The sequence below is a fragment of the Pseudomonas sp. FBCC-B1565 genome (genome assembly GCF_059133265.1).
This window is the reverse complement of sequence record NZ_CP101438.1, coordinates 505,504-521,782: the sequence shown is the minus strand read 5'-3', so window position 1 is coordinate 521,782 and position 16,279 is coordinate 505,504. Positions and strand designations below refer to the sequence as shown.

Annotated in this window: 11 protein-coding genes; 10 read left to right on the top strand and 1 reads right to left on the bottom strand. The window is 60.8% G+C overall.

The features are described 5' to 3' along the window. Positions 1–113 precede the first annotated feature (113 nt). Positions 114–2,048 carry a BCCT family transporter gene (locus tag NL123_RS02380; protein WP_494358277.1) on the bottom strand — a complete coding sequence of 645 codons (1,935 nt, stop codon included), beginning with the start codon at positions 2,046–2,048 and terminating at the stop codon, positions 114–116. 390 nt (positions 2,049–2,438) lie between these two features. Here NL123_RS02380 and betI point away from each other — a divergent pair, with 390 nt between their 5' ends. The 10 genes from betI (at position 2,439) to NL123_RS02330 (ending at position 16,185) form a co-directional block, all read left to right on the top strand. After that, positions 2,439–3,032, top strand: coding sequence for a transcriptional regulator BetI (gene betI, locus NL123_RS02375; RefSeq protein ID WP_017735982.1), 594 nt, complete (start codon positions 2,439–2,441; stop codon positions 3,030–3,032). A 110-nt stretch (positions 3,033–3,142) separates the two neighbouring features. Next, positions 3,143–4,615: a betaine-aldehyde dehydrogenase gene (gene betB, locus NL123_RS02370; protein ID WP_494357145.1), complete on the top strand. Its 1,473-nt coding sequence runs from the start codon at positions 3,143–3,145 to the stop codon at positions 4,613–4,615. A 145-nt stretch (positions 4,616–4,760) separates the two neighbouring features. Beyond that, a complete protein-coding gene (gene betA, locus NL123_RS02365; RefSeq protein WP_248485017.1) occupies positions 4,761–6,464 on the top strand; it encodes a choline dehydrogenase in 1,704 nt (567 codons plus the stop codon). 181 nt (positions 6,465–6,645) lie between these two features. Continuing rightward, on the top strand, positions 6,646–8,088 hold the full coding sequence (locus NL123_RS02360; protein ID WP_494357144.1) for a TldD/PmbA family protein: 1,443 nt from the start codon (positions 6,646–6,648) through the stop codon (positions 8,086–8,088). Next, the gene (locus NL123_RS02355) at positions 8,088–9,404 is read left to right on the top strand and encodes a TldD/PmbA family protein (protein ID WP_248485019.1); all 1,317 of its coding nucleotides are present in this window, start codon (positions 8,088–8,090) and stop codon (positions 9,402–9,404) included. Before NL123_RS02360 ends, NL123_RS02355 begins: the two co-directional genes overlap by 1 nt. A 199-nt stretch (positions 9,405–9,603) precedes the next feature. Then, positions 9,604–10,452, top strand: a complete 849-nt coding sequence (locus NL123_RS02350) for an alpha/beta fold hydrolase (RefSeq protein WP_248485020.1) — start codon at positions 9,604–9,606, stop codon at positions 10,450–10,452. 36 nt (positions 10,453–10,488) lie between these two features. Continuing rightward, complete coding sequence (mdtD, locus tag NL123_RS02345; protein WP_494357143.1) at positions 10,489–11,916, top strand: multidrug transporter subunit MdtD; 1,428 nt, start codon at positions 10,489–10,491, stop codon at positions 11,914–11,916. A 130-nt stretch (positions 11,917–12,046) separates the two neighbouring features. Beyond that, positions 12,047–13,384 carry an ATP-dependent RNA helicase DbpA gene (dbpA, locus tag NL123_RS02340; RefSeq protein ID WP_232289440.1) on the top strand — a complete coding sequence of 446 codons (1,338 nt, stop codon included), beginning with the start codon at positions 12,047–12,049 and terminating at the stop codon, positions 13,382–13,384. 110 nt (positions 13,385–13,494) lie between these two features. After that, positions 13,495–14,870 (top strand): IS3 family transposase gene (locus NL123_RS02335; RefSeq protein WP_494357142.1). Its coding sequence is split into 2 segments (ribosomal slippage): positions 13,495–13,995 and positions 13,998–14,870, totalling 1,374 coding nucleotides; the frame shifts between segments, so codons are not numbered across the junction. A 136-nt stretch (positions 14,871–15,006) separates the two neighbouring features. Beyond that, a complete protein-coding gene (locus tag NL123_RS02330; RefSeq protein ID WP_248485022.1) occupies positions 15,007–16,185 on the top strand; it encodes a BaiN/RdsA family NAD(P)/FAD-dependent oxidoreductase in 1,179 nt (392 codons plus the stop codon). The last annotated feature ends 94 nt before the right edge of the window (positions 16,186–16,279 follow it).

Here is a 16,279-nt window from a genome sequence, read left to right as displayed (position 1 = left end):
GTCAATGTGGGAGGGGGCTTGCCCCCGATAGCAGTGGATCAGTAATAAATATACTGACTGACATACTGCAATCGGGGGCAAGCCCCCTCCCACATTTAAAGCACTACCAGGCTTCAGCTATAGACCCGGCCAAGGAGTTGCCGATGGCTTTCAAACTGATCGAGCACGTCCCGGGTGATCTGTTCCTGGGCGAAGCCCATCAGGTCGTATTCCTGAGGCCCGTTGTGCAGGTACACCTCGGCACGGTAGTAGCGAGTGCGCTCTTCCTCGGGCAGGTCACTCGGCGCCGACGAGTAGGCATCCAGGCTCACTTCATAGACAAACGGGTTGCCCTCTTCCATCTCGATGCGTACACCGATGCAGCGCTTGGACTTGCCGAGCAAGGTCTGCACTTCCAAGCCCTGATCACGCAACGCCGTCGCCGCCTCTTCCAACGCCGGCGTCACGTGTTTGTCCATAAAGCGCTGCACGGTGCCTTGGCTAGGTTGCAGGTCCAGCGCCGTCAGACGCTCGCTGAAACCACGGCGACCCCGCTCGGCCAATTGCGCCTGCTCCTGTTCGATGGCCACGTCCTGGCGCATCGCCTTGTGCAAACCGAACATAAAGAAGATCAGCACCACCGAGAACGGCAGCCCCGCCAGCACCACCATGGTTTGCATGGCTTCGAAGTTGCCGGCGAACAGCAGGCCGATGGTCACCAGGGTGATCACCGCCGACCAGAAGATCCGCAGCCAGTGCGGCGCATCTTCGTCAACATTGCCGCCTTTGCACGACAGGTTGGCCATCATCACCGCACCGGAATCCGCCGGGGTCAGGAACAGCACGAAGCCGACGAAGATCGATACGCCGATGACGATTTTCGACGCCGGGTAATGCTCCAGCAGTTGATAGATGGCCATCGACGGCTGTTCCAGTGCGGTCTTGCCCAACTCCACCGCACCGTGGTTCAGCACCAGGTCCAGCGCCGAGTTACCGAAGATCGACAACCACGCCAGGGTAAAGCCCAACGGGATCAGCAGCACGCCGGCCACCAGTTCGCGCACCGTGCGACCACGGGAAATCCGCGCAATGAACATGCCCACGAATGGCGCCCAGGAAATCCACCACGCCCAGTAGAACAGGGTCCACAGGCCCATCCAACGTTCGGTCTTGTCGGCGTCGCCTTCGTACACGTACAGGTCGAAGGTTTTCAGGATGATGCCGTTGAGGTAGTCCCCAGTGTTCTGCACCAGGCCATTGAGCAAATGCAGGGTCGGGCCGAACAACAGCACGAAAATCAACAGGCCGCTGAACAGCACGATGTTGAGGTTGGACAGACGGCGAATGCCGTTCTCCACGCCCGACACTGCGGCGATGGTCGCCACGGTGCTCATCACGATGATCACGATCAACAGGTTGGTGTTGCTGTGCTGCATGCCGAACAGGTTTTCCAACCCGGACGACACCTGCATCGAACCGATCCCCAGGTTCGTCACCAGGCCCAGCAGGGTCACGAACATGCCGAAACCGTCTACCGCATGGCCGGCCGCGCCTTTCACCCAACGCTCGCCCACCAGCGGGTACAGCGCCGAACGCAGGGCCAGCGGCTGGTTATGCCGATACGCGAAGTACGCCACGGCCAGGCCGACCAGGGCATAGATCGCCCAGCCATGCAGGCCCCAGTGCAGGAAGGTCAGTTGCAGTGCCTGGCGGGCGGCGCCGTTGCTGGCGGCTGCGCCTTCGGGCGGGTTGAAGTAGTGATCCAACGGCTCCGAGGCGCCGAAGTACAGCAGCGAGATGCCGATACCCGACGAGAACAACATGCCGGCCCAGGCGCCGTAGCTGAAGTCCGGGGTATCGTCCTTGCTGCCCAGTTTCAACTTGCCGTAGGACGAAAACGCCAGGCCCACCACAAACACCAGGTAGGCGGCGATGACCACCATGTAGTACCAGCCGAAGCTTTTCGACAGCCACGCCTGGGCAACACCGAGCATGCGCCCGGCCTCCTGCGGGGCGATGATCAGAATGGCGGTCAACAACAGAATCAGCGCGGTGGAGGTGTAGAACACCCAACCGTTGACCCGCACCTTTTCCGGTGGGGTTTTTATAAGAGAGGCAGAACTCATGGCGCAGATGCTCCGGGCAGTGCGAGAGAGAAACACAAGGCAACGGTTATCCCGGGACATCGATTTTTCGGCAGTCGACGGACGGGTGTTATAAAGACACCCCGAAAATTCCTGAACCCCGCCGAAGCGGTGTACAGGCCCTGATACGGCCTGTTTCAAGGATTTTTGCAGGTGTCAGATGTCGCGGCTCCCAGGTAGGAAATATCTGTAGGCAGCGACCATTTGTCGCAGATCTTATTCTTTGTTGATTGAACGTTCAATCAAAACAAAATAGACTGGCCATCAAGCCGACGGACGTTTATCGCCCGCCGCAGGCCTAAGGAGAGGTGCTACATGCCCAAGGTCGGTATGCAACCCATACGCCGCCAGCAATTGATCGAAGCCACGTTGACGGCCATCGATCAGGTCGGAATGGGAGATGCCAGCATTGCGCTGATCGCCCGTTTGGCCGGCGTCTCGAACGGTATCATCAGTCACTACTTCAAGGACAAGAACGGCCTTATTGCAGCGACGATGCGCTACTTGATGAACGCGCTGATCGACAACGTCCACGAACGCCGACAGGCGCTGACGGACGACAGCCCACGGGCGCACCTGCAGGTGATCATCGAGGGCAACTTCGACGCCAGCCAGGTCAACGGACCGGCAATGAAAACCTGGCTGGCCTTCTGGGCCACCAGCATGCACCACCCGTCATTGCACAGGTTGCAGCGGATCAACGATCAACGTCTGTATTCCAACCTGTGCTGCCAGTTCCGCCGAGTGCTGCCGCTGCCGCACGCACGCAAAGCAGCCCGCGGCCTGGCGGCCCTGATCGACGGTTTGTGGTTGCGCGGCGCCCTGTCGGGAGACGCTTTCGACACGGCGCAGGCGCAACGGATCGCTTACGAATACATGGATTTCCAATTGGCCAAGCAGGTGAGTTAGAGCACACATAAACCGCTCAACCCCTGAACGTCTGCCGCTCAGTGTTGCCACACCTTCATGGCCCACCGACGGCGGGTAACGCCAACCACTTATGCACTTGCGAGGACTTTATGGCCCGTTTCGACCTGCAAAAACTCTACATTGACGGCGGCTACAGCGACGCTGGCAGCGATGCCACCTTCGAAGCCATCAACCCGGCTAACGGTGAAGTTCTCGCCCAAGTGCAACGCGCAACGAAAGAAGACGTTGAACGTGCCGTGGTCAGCGCCGAAAAAGGCCAGAAAATCTGGGCCGCGATGACCGCCATGGAGCGTTCGCGCATCCTGCGTCGTGCCGTCGACATCCTGCGCGAACGCAACGACGAGCTGGCCGCCCTGGAAACCCTGGACACCGGTAAAGCCTTCTCCGAAACCAAGTACGTCGACATCGTCACCGGCGCCGACGTGCTGGAATACTACGCAGGCCTGGTGCCGGCCATCGAAGGCGAGCAGATCCCGCTGCGCGACACCTCGTTCGTCTACACCCGCCGCGAGCCGCTGGGCGTGGTCGCCGGTATCGGCGCGTGGAACTACCCGATCCAGATCGCCCTGTGGAAATCCGCACCGGCCCTGGCCGCCGGTAACGCAATGATCTTCAAGCCAAGCGAAGTCACCTCGCTGACCACCCTGAAACTGGCCGAGATCTACACCGAAGCCGGCGTTCCAGCGGGCGTGTTCAACGTGCTGACCGGCAGCGGTCGTGAAGTCGGCACCTGGCTGACCGAGCACCCACGCATCGAGAAAGTCTCGTTCACCGGCGGCACCGACACCGGCAAGAAGGTCATGGCCAGCGCTTCGAGCTCCTCGCTCAAGGAAGTGACCATGGAACTGGGCGGCAAGTCGCCGCTGATCGTGTTCGAAGACGCCGACCTGGATCGTGCCGCCGACATCGCGATGATGGCCAACTTCTACAGCTCCGGCCAGGTCTGCACCAACGGCACTCGCGTGTTCGTACCCAAGCACCTGCAAGCCGTGTTCGAAGCCAAGATCGTCGAGCGTGTGGCGCGCATCCGCGTTGGCAACCCGCAGGACGACACCACCAACTTCGGCCCGCTGGTCAGCTTCGCCCACATGGAAAGCGTGCTGGGCTACATCGCCAAAGGTAAGGAAGAAGGCGCACGCGTACTGTGCGGCGGCGACCGCCTGACCGACGGCGACTTCGCCAAAGGCGCCTTTGTTGCCCCAACCGTGTTCACCGACTGCACCGACGAGATGACCATCGTCCGTGAAGAAATCTTCGGCCCAGTGATGAGCATCCTCACTTACGAGACCGAAGAAGAAGTGATCCGTCGCGCCAACGACACCGACTTCGGCCTGGCCGCCGGCCTGGTGACCAAGGACCTGAACCGCGCCCACCGCGTGATTCACCAATTGGAAGCGGGTATCTGCTGGATCAACGCCTGGGGCGAATCCGACGCGAAGATGCCGGTCGGTGGCTACAAGCAATCGGGTGTTGGCCGTGAGAACGGCATCAGCTCGCTGAACAACTTCACCCGCATCAAATCGGTACAGGTTGAGCTGGGCGACTACGCCTCGGTGTTCTAAGAGCCGGGATTTGTATTGCCTGTGAGGCCGCCATCGGGGGCAAGCCCCCTCCCACACTTTGATTTGCGAATACATTCAAAAATGTGGGAGGGGGCTTGCCCCCGATGAGGCCCGACCTGACCACACATCAAAGAGGGTGCATCCAATGTCCCAAGAATACGATTACATCATTGTGGGTGCCGGCTCCGCCGGTAACACCCTGGCGACCCGTCTGACCGAAGACGAAGGCGTCACCGTCCTGCTGCTGGAAGCCGGCGGCCCGGACTACCGTTTCGACTTCCGTACCCAGATGCCAGCCGCCCTGGCGTTCCCGCTGCAAGGCCGCCGCTACAACTGGGCCTACGAGACCGATCCAGAGCCGCACATGGACGGCCGCCGCATGGAATGCGGTCGCGGCAAGGGCCTGGGCGGTTCCTCGCTGATCAACGGCATGTGCTACATCCGCGGCAACGCCATGGACTACGACAATTGGTCGAAGCTGCCAGGCCTGGAAGACTGGACCTACCTCGACTGCCTGCCGTATTTCCGCAAGGCCGAAACCCGCGACATCGGCCCCAACGACTGGCACGGCGGCGATGGCCCGGTCAGCGTGACCACGCCTAAAGCCGGCAACAACCCGCTGTTCCACGCCATGGTCGAAGCCGGCGTGCAGGCCGGTTACCCGCGTACCGAAGACTTGAACGGCTACCAGCAGGAAGGCTTCGGCCCGATGGACCGTACCGTCACGCCGAACGGCCGTCGCGCCAGTACCGCACGCGGTTACCTGGACACCGCCAAGAAGCGTTCGACCCTGACCATCGTCACCCATGCCCTCACCGACAAAGTGTTGTTTGAAGGCAAGCGTGCCGTTGGCGTGCGTTACCTGATCGGTGCCGCCGAAGAGCGTGTTGAAGCCCGCGCCCGTAAGGAAGTGCTGGTGTGCAGCGGCGCAATTGCTTCGCCGCAACTGCTGCAACGCTCCGGTGTCGGCCCGGCCAAACTGCTGGAAAGCCTCGACATCCCGGTGGTCCACGACCTGCCGGGCGTCGGCGAAAACCTGCAGGACCACCTTGAGCTGTACCTGCAATACGCCTGCACCCAACCGGTGTCGCTGTACCCGTCGCTGCTCTGGTACAACCAACCGGCCATTGGTGCCGAGTGGCTGTTCAACGGCACCGGCATCGGCGCCAGCAACCAGTTCGAAGCGGGCGGGTTTATCCGCACCCGTGAAGAGTTCGAATGGCCGAACATCCAGTACCACTTCCTGCCGGTCGCGATTAACTACAACGGCAGCAACGGCGTAAAAGAGCACGGCTTCCAGGCACACATGGGCTCCATGCGCTCGCCAAGCCGTGGCCGCGTCCAACTGAAGTCGAAGAACCCACGGGACTACCCGAGCATCCTCTTCAACTACATGGCCACCGAGCAGGACTGGCAGGAATTCCGCGACGGCATCCGCCTGACCCGTGAAATCATGCAGCAGCCGGCGCTGGACCCGTACCGTGGCCGCGAAATCAGCCCGGGCATCGACGTGCAAACCGATGAGCAACTGGACAAGTTCATCCGCGAGCACGCCGAAACCGCGTTCCACCCGTCCTGCTCGTGCAAGATGGGCACCGACGAGATGGCTGTCGTCGATGGCGAAGGCCGCGTGCATGGCATGCAGGGTCTGCGTGTGGTCGATGCGTCGATCATGCCGATCATCACCACCGGCAACCTGAACGCGCCGACGATCATGATCGCCGAGAAAATCGCCGACAAGATCCGTGGCCGCCAGCCATTGCCGCGCAGCACCGCCGACTACTACGTGGCAGGCGACGCGCCGGTGCGGGGCAAGCCGCTGCGTGAAGTGGGCCCTACCGCGCAGTAACGGATACACCGCGGTGTTCCCATCGGAGGCAAGCCCCCTCCCACATTTTTGACCGTGTGAACCCGATCAAGTGTGGGAGGGGGCTTGCCCCCGAAGAGGCCCGACCAGTCACTGCAAAACCCCTCCTTGATCAGCTACTCTGTCTGCCTGCCCGCGACGAGCCGCCCACAAGGAAGGCCCCATGTTCGATCACCACGCCACACTCAAACAGCATTTCAGTGCCCTGCGCACCCGTGCCGAATTCTTTTCGCTGCGTTATGTACGCGAATCCGGCCAATACCTGGCCGTACGCAAGAACGTCGCCGAACCGCCGCACCTGAGCCACGACGAGGGCGCCATGCTCACCGTGCGTCTCAACGGCGTGGAAGCCTACGCCGCGACCAACGATATTTCCCTGGCCGGCCTGCAAGCCGCCCTTGAGCGTGCCGAACAGCAAGCCCGGCAAATCTTGCCCCACGCCCTGCTCGACCTGCGCGAGCAACACGTCTCCAGTGACGTCGCCGATTACCTGTCGCCCAACCTTCAACAGCCCTTCCCATCCCTGAGCGATTGCTACCAGTTACTCGGCAGCGAATCGGCCTCCGTGCCGAAGGACGAGCGCCTGGTGAGCTGGGAAGTCAGCCTGGGCCTGACCCACGTCGAGCAGATCTACCTGAACAATGCCGGTGCCGAGTTGCGCCAGGCCCAGCGCTTTGTGTTCCCCGGCGTCAACGTCACCGCCTACGATGGCAATGACAGCCAGACCCGCACCCTCGGCGGCAGCAACTTCGGCCAGCAAGGCGGGTTCGACGTAATCAGCCGCTTCGGCCTGGTCGGTGCCGCGCCACGCATCGCCGACGAGGCCCTGCAACTGCTGGCCGCGCCGAACACGCCCAGCGGCCCGCGTGACCTGCTGCTGATGCCCGATCAGATGATCCTGCAGATCCACGAGTCCATCGGCCACCCGCTGGAGTTGGACCGCATCCTCGGCGACGAGCGCAATTACGCCGGCACCAGTTTTGTGAAGGCCAGCGACTTCGGCCACCTGCAATATGGCTCCCCGCTGCTGAACGTGACCTTCGACCCGGACATTCCCGAGCAGCTCGCCAGCTACGGCCACGACGACGAAGGCACCAAAGCCAGCAAACAGTTCCTGATCCGTGAGGGGCTGCTGCTCAAACCGCTCGGTGGCGCGCTGTCGCAATTCCGTGCGGGCATGCAAGGCGTGGCCAACAGCCGGGCCAGCAGCTGGAACCGTGCGCCCATCGATCGCATGGCCAACTTGAATATCGAAGCGGGCGACAAGAGCCTCGCGCAACTGATCGGCGGTATCGAAAACGGCATCCTGATGTCGACTAACCGCTCGTGGTCCATCGACGATGCGCGCAATAAATTCCAGTTCGGCTGCGAATGGGGCCAACTGATCGAAAATGGCGAGTTGAAAGGCGTGGTGAAAAACCCCAACTACCGGGCCATTTCCGCGAACTTCTGGCGCAACCTCAGCGCGGTCGGCGATGCCAGTACGTTCAAGGTGCTGGGCACGCCGAACTGCGGCAAAGGTGAACCCAACCAGGTGATTCGCGTCGGCCATGCCTCGCCGGCCTGCGTATTCAGCGATGTCGACGTATTTGGGGGAGATGCCTGATGAACAACTTCAAGGCACTGGTGGAGTGGCTCAAACAGGCCATCACCGACAACGAACAATTCCACCTGGGCTATGCGGATGAAGCATCCGAGTTCGTGCGCTTCAACCACGCCAAGGTGCGCCAGGCCGGCCAGGTGCAACAAGCCAGCCTCAGCCTGAAACTGATCAACAATGGCCGCCATGCCGACCTGGGCATCACCTTGTCCGGCGCAGCGGAACTGGACCGCCAACGTTTGGCCGACGGCCTGCAACAACTGCGCGACACCTTGCCGTTGCTACCCAAGGACCCGTACCTGCTGCTGAACCACAACGCCTGGCAAAGCAACAACGAACAAACGCGACCGCTGCCGGACCTGGCCCGGGTGTTGGAAGACATCAGCCAGGCGGCTGAGGGCGTTGATTTGGTCGGGTTCTACGCTTCCGGCCCGATCAGCCGTGGCTTTGCCAGCTCGGACGGCGCGTTCGGCTGGCACCGCGCCAACAGCTTCAACTTCGATTTCAGCCTGTTCCACGCCAATGGCGAAGCGGTCAAGGCCAGCTACGCCGGGCACACCTGGGACAGCGCCGAGTTCGCCGCGCGCTTCCAGCAAGCCCGCGAGCAATTGGAATTCCTCGGCCGCCCGCTGCATAAGCTGGCACCCGGGCAGTACCGCGCCTACCTCGCCCCAGCGGCGCTGGAAGAAATCATCAGTCTCATCACCTGGGGTGGTTTTTCCGCCCAGGCCATCGCCAGCAAAGGCAGCTCGCTGCAAAAGCTGTATGCCGGTGAACAGTCCCTGAGCCCGCTGGTGACCGTCGACGAACAGATCAGCGGCTCCCTGAGCCAGGCGTTCTCCACCGAAGGCTACCCGCGCGGCGACGTCACGTTGATCAACGCGGGCAAAGGCGCAGGCCAATTGATCAACTCACGCAGCGCCGCCGAATATGGCCTGAGCACCAACGGCGCCAGCAGCGACGAATCCCCCAGCGCCTTGCAGATGGCCGCCGGCGACCTGGCCCAGGCCGATATCCTCAAGCAATTGGGCACCGGGTTGTACATCAGCAACCTGTGGTATTTGAACTACTCCGACCTGCCGGCGGCGCGCCTGACCGGCATGACACGCTTCGCCACGTTCTGGGTGGAAGACGGCGAAATCAAGGCACCGGTCAGCACCATGCGCTTTGATGACAGCGTGTACAACCTGCTGGGTACGCAGTTGGAAGCCCTGACCGCTGAGCGGGAACTGCTGCTCTCGGCCAGCACGTACAGCCAGCGCAACACGGCCTCCAACCTGTTGCCGGGCGCCTTGGTCAAACGCCTGACCCTCACCCTGTAGCCCCCACCCTTTGTGGGCGTCGGCTTGCCGGCTCCTACAGGGGATTTACCTGCGCTGTAGCGAAGCTTCCCTTCTCCACACTTTGGCCATTCGGCCTGTTGTTCACCTCCAGATTCCTCGTTATAAGGGTTAGTGGCACCCCGCCACCCCACCCACGAGAGCATGACCTTGCCCGGGAAGGGCAAGCTGGAGCGTTGACATGAACCATGGAAGTTTTGTCATAGAAAAGCTGTTCAAGCACTACAACGTTCATGTTGAGCAGCTAGGAAACGATTCGGAAAAAAAGACCGTCCTGATGGTCAACGGCGCGCTGTCCACCACGCGCTCCTTTGCCCGCACCAGCAAATGCCTGGCCGAGCATTTCAATGTGCTGCTGTTCGACTTGCCGTTCTCCGGTTATTCCCGCGAACACAATACCGACCTGGACCTGGTCACCAAGGACGACGAGGTGCACATGCTGCGCGCCTTGGTCGAGCGCTTCCAGGTCAACCACCTGGTGTCAGCCTCCTGGGGTGGCATCTCAACCCTGCTGACCCTGGCCCACAACCCGCCGTCCATCGAAAGCTCGGTGGTGATGGCCCTGGCGCCCAACCTCAACCAGGCCATGCTCGACTATGTGGAGCGCGTGCGCGTGTTGATCGAAGCGGACGACAAGTCGGCCGTTGGCCACCTGCTTAACGAGACCGTGGGCAAATACCTCTCGCCCCGGCTCAAGCGCAACAATCACCGGCACCTGTCGAGCATGGCCACCACCGAATACCGCCAGGCGCGTTTTCATATCCACCAGGTGCTGGGCTTGGGCGACGGCAATTACCTGCCAGCACTCAAGCAGATTGAAACACCGGTGCACTTCCTCAACGGCGCGCTCGACGAATACACCCCCGCCGCCGAGGCGCAATTGTTCAAGCAGTACGTGGGGCGCAGCAGCTTTGCCGTGGCCGAACACACCGGCCACTTGCTCGACCTCGAATCCAACGAAGCGGCCACCGCGGTACACCGTGAACTGCTGGATTTCCTGGTGGGAAAAAGCACCCCGGTTGGCGCATAATCGCCGACACATAGCCAGCTAACAAAAAGGTTCTCTATGCCCAATCGCGTCCCGCTCGATGCCAAGACCGCCCGCTGGCTCCCCTGGGTGGTCGCGATTGCCTTCTTCATGCAGTCGCTGGACGGGACGATCCTCAACACGGCATTGCCGGCCATGGCCCGGGACCTCGCGGAAAACCCGCTGCGCATGCAAGGGGTGGTGATCGCCTACATGCTCACCGTCGCCTTGCTCATCCCGGCCTCAGGCTGGATTGCCGACCGCTTCGGCACCAAGAAAATCTTCTTTGGCGCCATCATGCTGTTCAGCATTGGTTCGCTGCTATGCGCCTTGTCCAGCAGCCTGACCATGCTGGTCGGTGCCCGGGTAATCCAGGGCCTGGGCGGTGCACTGATGCTGCCGGTCGGGCGCTTGGTGGTGCTGCGCGCATATCCGCGTTCCGAACTGGTGCGCATCATGGGCTTCATTACCATCCCCGGCCTGCTCGGCCCGCTGCTCGGCCCGACCATGGGTGGCTGGATGGTGCAATACCTGACCTGGCACTGGATCTTCCTGATCAACCTGCCGGTGGGCATGGTCGGCTGTTACGCCGTGTGGAAACTGATCCCCGACCTGCGCGGCAGCGAACGCACACGCTTTGATGGCGTGGGGTTTCTATTGTTTGGCGCGGCGATGGTGTTGATCACCATCGCCATGGAAGGCCTGGGCGAACTGCACCTGCCGCACCTGCGGGTGATGTTGCTGCTGTTCGGCGGGCTGGCGTGCCTGGCGGCGTACTGGCTGCGCGCCGGGCATATCGACAACCCGCTGTTTTCACCGGTGCTGTTCAAGACCCGCACCTTTGCCGTGGGTATCCTCGGCAACCTGTTTGCACGCTTGGGCAGTGGCGCGTTGCCGTTCCTGGTGCCGTTGCTGTTGCAGGTCGCGCTGGGCTACTCGCCGTCCGAAGCGGGTATGAGCATGCTGCCCCTGGCGGCGGCGGCGATGTTTGCCAAGTCAGTCGCGCGTACGCTGATCGAACGCCTGGGCTACCGCATCGTGCTCACCGGCAACACCCTGGCGCTGGGCATCATGCTGGCGAGCATGGGCCTGGTCAGCGAGCACACGCCCTACCCGCTGCTGTTGTGCATGCTGGCAGTACTGGGGGCGATCAACTCCCTGCAATTTACCGCGATGAACACCGTCACCCTGATCGACCTCGACGACGCCCAGGCCAGCAGCGGCAACAGTTTGCTGTCGGTGGTGGCGCAATTGTCCCTCAGCCTTGGCGTGGCCTGCGCCGGTGCATTGCTCGGCGGGTTCACCGCCGAAACCGGTAATGATGGGGTGGAAAGCGTACTCGGTGCGTTCCAACTGACCTTCCTCACCGTGGGCATCATGGCGATGCTGGCGGCGGCGATCTTCCTGCAATTGTCGCCAAATGACGGCAAACGAGTAGTCAGCCGCGAGCACGACATCGAGCATTAACAGGCTTCTCGTCTAGAACTTGCAGGGAAATTCCCACGGGACTGGTACACTGCGCGACATTTTGTTTTGCAGAGCCAGTCCCGTGACTACCATCGCCACCGCTTTTAATACTTTGCCCCTGTCCGCCGCCATGCTGGCTAACCTCGACTCGCTGGGTTATGTCGAGATGACGCAGATCCAGGCGCAAAGCTTGCCGGTGATCCTCAAGGGGCTGGACCTGATTGCCCAGGCCAAGACCGGCAGCGGCAAGACCGCCGCCTTCGGCATCGGCCTGTTGAACCCGATCAACCCGCGCTACTTCGGCTGCCAGGCCCTGGTCATGTGCCCGACCCGTGAGCTGGCCGACCAGGTCGCCAAGGAAATCCGCCGCCTGGCCCGTGCCGAAGACAACATCAAGGTACTGACCCTGTGCGGTGGTGTGTCCCTCGGCCCGCAGATCGCTTCCCTGGAGCACGGCGCCCACGTCATCGTCGGCACGCCGGGCCGCATCCAGCAGCACCTGCGCAAAGGTTCGCTGGTGCTGGATGGCTTGAACACGCTGATCCTCGACGAAGCCGACCGCATGCTCGACATGGGCTTCTACGACGCCATCGAAGACATCATCAGCAAGACCCCGCCGCGCCGCCAGACCCTGCTGTTCTCCGCCACCTACCCGGTGAGCATCAAGCAGCTGGCCTCGAAATTCATGCGCGCGCCGCAGCAAGTTAAAGCCGAAGCGTTCCACTCCGACGACCAGATCGAGCAGCGTTTCTACGAAATCTCGCCGGAAGAGCGCATGGACGCGGTGACCAAGGTACTGGCGCATTTCCGCCCAGCGTCTTGCGTGGCGTTCTGCTTTACCAAGCAGCAAGTGCAGGAAACCGTGGATCACCTGACCGCCAAGGGCATTTCCGCCGTTGGCCTGCATGGCGACCTGGAACAGCGCGACCGCGACCAGGTGCTGGCGATGTTCGCCAACCGCAGCACCTCGGTGCTGGTGGCCACTGACGTTGCGGCCCGTGGCCTGGACATCGACTCGCTGGACATGGTGATCAACGTCGAACTGGCCCGCGATTCGGAGATCCACATCCACCGCGTCGGCCGTACCGGTCGTGCCGGTGAGACCGGCATCGCCATCAGCCTGGTCGCCCCGTCCGAAGCGCACCGTGCCCAGGCCATCGAGCAACTGCAGAAGTCACCGTTGAACTGGGACCAACTGGACAACCTCAAGCCGCAAAGCGGTGGCCCGTTGCTGCCGCAGATGAGCACCCTGTGCATCGCTGCCGGGCGTAAAGACAAGGTTCGACCGGGCGATATCCTCGGCGCGTTGACCGGTGAAGCCGGCATCCCGGGTGCCCAGGTCGGCAAGATCGCGATCTTTGACTTCCAGGCCTTCGTGGCCGTGGAGCGCGGGATCGCCAAGCAGGCCTTGCAGCGCTTGAACGATGGCAAGATCAAAGGCCGTTCGCTGCGCGTTCGAATCCTGTAACACGATCTCCCCTTCAATGGAGATCCAATGTGGGAGGGGGCTTGCCCCCGATAGCAATCTTGAAGTGCGCCCCAAAAGTTGGACACCCATCCAACTCCTGGGGCTTTTTCATGAGCAAGTACACGACGCAATTCAAGCTTTCCGCCATTACTGCCTTTCTTGAGCGAGGTCGCGGCTTTCGTCGCATCGCCGCTCAATTTCAAATGGACCCCACCCTGCTTCGCCGTTGGGTGGAGGCTTACCGGTTGCACGGCGAGACCAGTCTGAGCAGTACTGGTGGACGCTACAGTGCTTTGTTTAAGTTCTCCGTCCTACAGCGCATGTGGCGTGACTCCCTTTCCCTGCGCCGCGCAGCAGCGCTTTTCAATCTGGGTGACTCTACCCAAGTGGGAAGATGGCAGCAGCAGTATTACAGTGGCGGCATTGAAGCCCTGGCCCCAGGGAAAAAAGGACGGACCACCGCGATGCCCAAGCCACCTGCGAAACCTCGTAAACCTGCCGGCACACTCACCAAAGAGGAACTTGCACATAAAGCCCTGCTTGATGAGCTTCAATACTTGCGCATGGAGAACGCCTACCTAAAAAAGCTTGGGGAGTTAGGCGAGGCAGTGATGAGGCGAGAGAAAGAAGCGAAGAAAAAGCTCGAATAGTCACCGAACTGAGGCAAGACTTTCCCTTGAGTGACTTGCTCAAACTGCTGGGCCTTGCGCGAAGTACGTACTACTACCAACTCAAAATCATGGACACTGCAGACCGATTTTCCTCGGTAAAAGCCTCTATCCAGAGCCTTCAGGAAGAGCATGAAGGGCGCTTGGGTTACCGTCGTATGACTTTAGAACTACGTAAAGAAAGGCCGCCGATCAACGGCAAAACGGTACGGCGACTGATGGGAGTGCTGGGTCTGAAATGCACAGTACGACCGAAGAAATACAGAGCGTATAAAGGGCCGATGGGAGAGGTCTCGCCAAATAAATTGGCTCGCCAGTTCGAGGCTGAACACCCGAATCAAAAATGGGTGACGGATATCACCGAGTTCAAAGTAGCTGGAAAAAAGCTGTATCTGTCTCCAATTTTAGACTTGTACAACGGAGAGATCGTGGCTTATCAGACAGCCATGCGCCCTCAATACGCTTTGGTTGGCGACATGCTGGACCAAGCGTTTAAGCGCTTGCCCGAGGGAGCAAAGCCAATGCTGCACTCGGATCAAGGCTGGCATTATCGATACTCAAAGTACCGGGAACGACTGGAAAGAGAGGGCGTGGAACAGAGCATGTCACGCCGAGGAAACTGCTATGACAATGCCACAATGGAGAGTTTCTTTGGCACGTTGAAGTCAGAGTTTTATTATCGGGAACGCTTCGATAGCGTGGCCCAGTTGCAAGCCGGACTCGATAAATACATCCATTACTACAATCATAAACGAATCAAAACCAAGCTTGGCGGACTGAGCCCTGTAGAATACAGAGCCCGGTCCGCTAAGGCCTAGACAATAACTGTCCAGCTTTTGGGGCGCACTTCAATCTATCAGTTACCGATGCGCTGACTGACACACTGCTATCGGGGGCAAGCCCCCTCCCACATTTGAATGTATTCCAACTCAGAACTTGTATGAGGACACCGTTTTGCGCTCGACCGAAGTTGTGATCATTGGCGCCGGCGCCGCAGGCTTGATGTGCGCGCTGACCGCCGCCGGGCGTGGGCGCAAGGTGATGTTGATCGACCATGCGAACAAGGCCGGCAAGAAGATCCTGATGTCCGGCGGTGGCCGCTGCAACTTCACCAATATGTACACCGAGCCGGCCAACTTCCTCTCGCACAACGCGCACTTCTGCAAGTCCGCCCTGGCCCGCTACACCCAATGGGATTTCATCGCGCTGGTGGCCAAGCACGGTGTGCCCTACCACGAGAAGAAACTCGGCCAGCTGTTCTGCGATAACAAATCCAGCGACATCCTCGGCATGCTGCTCGATGAGTGCATTCAGGTCGGCGTAAGCCTGCACCTGGACACCTCGATCCAGGAAATTGCCAGGCTGGACAGCGGCTATCAGTTGCAGACCACCTTGGGCGAGTTGCGCTGTGAGTCTCTGGTGATCGCCACCGGCGGCCTGTCGATCCCGACCCTGGGCGCGACCGGTTTTGGTTACCAGGTGGCCAGACAGTTCGGCCACGAATTGCTGCCGACCCGCGCCGGGCTGGTGCCGTTCACCATCACCGACCAGCTCAAGGATTTGTGTGGCGAGTTGTCGGGGACGTCGGTGGATTGCCTGGTCAGCTGCAACGGCCAGAGCTTTCGCGAGAACATCCTGTTTACCCACCGTGGCCTCAGCGGGCCGGCGATTCTGCAGATTTCTTCTTACTGGGAATCCGGCGACACGGTTGAAATCAACCTGCTGCCCGACCACGACGCCCACACCTGGCTGCAACAGCAACAAGCCGAGCGCCCCAACAGCGAATTGAAAACCCTGCTGGGCGAGATCTTTACCAAGAAGATGGCCAACCTGCTGGCCGAGACGTGGTTCGCATCCAAGCCGATGAAGCAGTACACCCATGCCGAAATTGCCGACATCGCACAAAAACTCGGCAATTGGCAGTTGGTGCCGGCGGGCACCGAGGGTTATCGCACGGCCGAAGTCACGCTGGGGGGCGTGGACACGCGGGAAGTGTCGTCCAAGACTATGGAATCACTGAAAAGCCCTGGCCTGTACTTTATCGGTGAAGTGCTGGATGTAACCGGTCACCTGGGCGGGTTCAACTTCCAGTGGGCGTGGGCGTCCGGCTACGCCGCGGCGCAGTACGCCTGAAGGATGTAATCGGTCAAATGTGGGAGATATTTTGCGAATTGATGTGATCGCCACGCTTGCCGTGACGTCACTGATGGCTCAATTTAGCGGCATC

Excerpts from the sequence above, each read along its gene's own strand:
- NL123_RS02360 (WP_494357144.1), top strand. The coding sequence starts at position 6,646 with ATGTTCGATCACCACGCCACACTCAAACAGCATTTCAGTGCCCTGCGC.
- mdtD (WP_494357143.1), top strand. The coding sequence starts at position 10,489 with ATGCCCAATCGCGTCCCGCTCGATGCCAAGACCGCCCGCTGGCTCCCC.
- NL123_RS02350 (WP_248485020.1), top strand. The coding sequence starts at position 9,604 with ATGAACCATGGAAGTTTTGTCATAGAAAAGCTGTTCAAGCACTACAAC.
- NL123_RS02355 (WP_248485019.1), top strand. The coding sequence starts at position 8,088 with ATGAACAACTTCAAGGCACTGGTGGAGTGGCTCAAACAGGCCATCACC.
- dbpA (WP_232289440.1), top strand. The coding sequence starts at position 12,047 with ATGCTGGCTAACCTCGACTCGCTGGGTTATGTCGAGATGACGCAGATC.
- betA (WP_248485017.1), top strand. The coding sequence starts at position 4,761 with ATGTCCCAAGAATACGATTACATCATTGTGGGTGCCGGCTCCGCCGGT.
- betI (WP_017735982.1), top strand. The coding sequence starts at position 2,439 with ATGCCCAAGGTCGGTATGCAACCCATACGCCGCCAGCAATTGATCGAA.
- betB (WP_494357145.1), top strand. The coding sequence starts at position 3,143 with ATGGCCCGTTTCGACCTGCAAAAACTCTACATTGACGGCGGCTACAGC.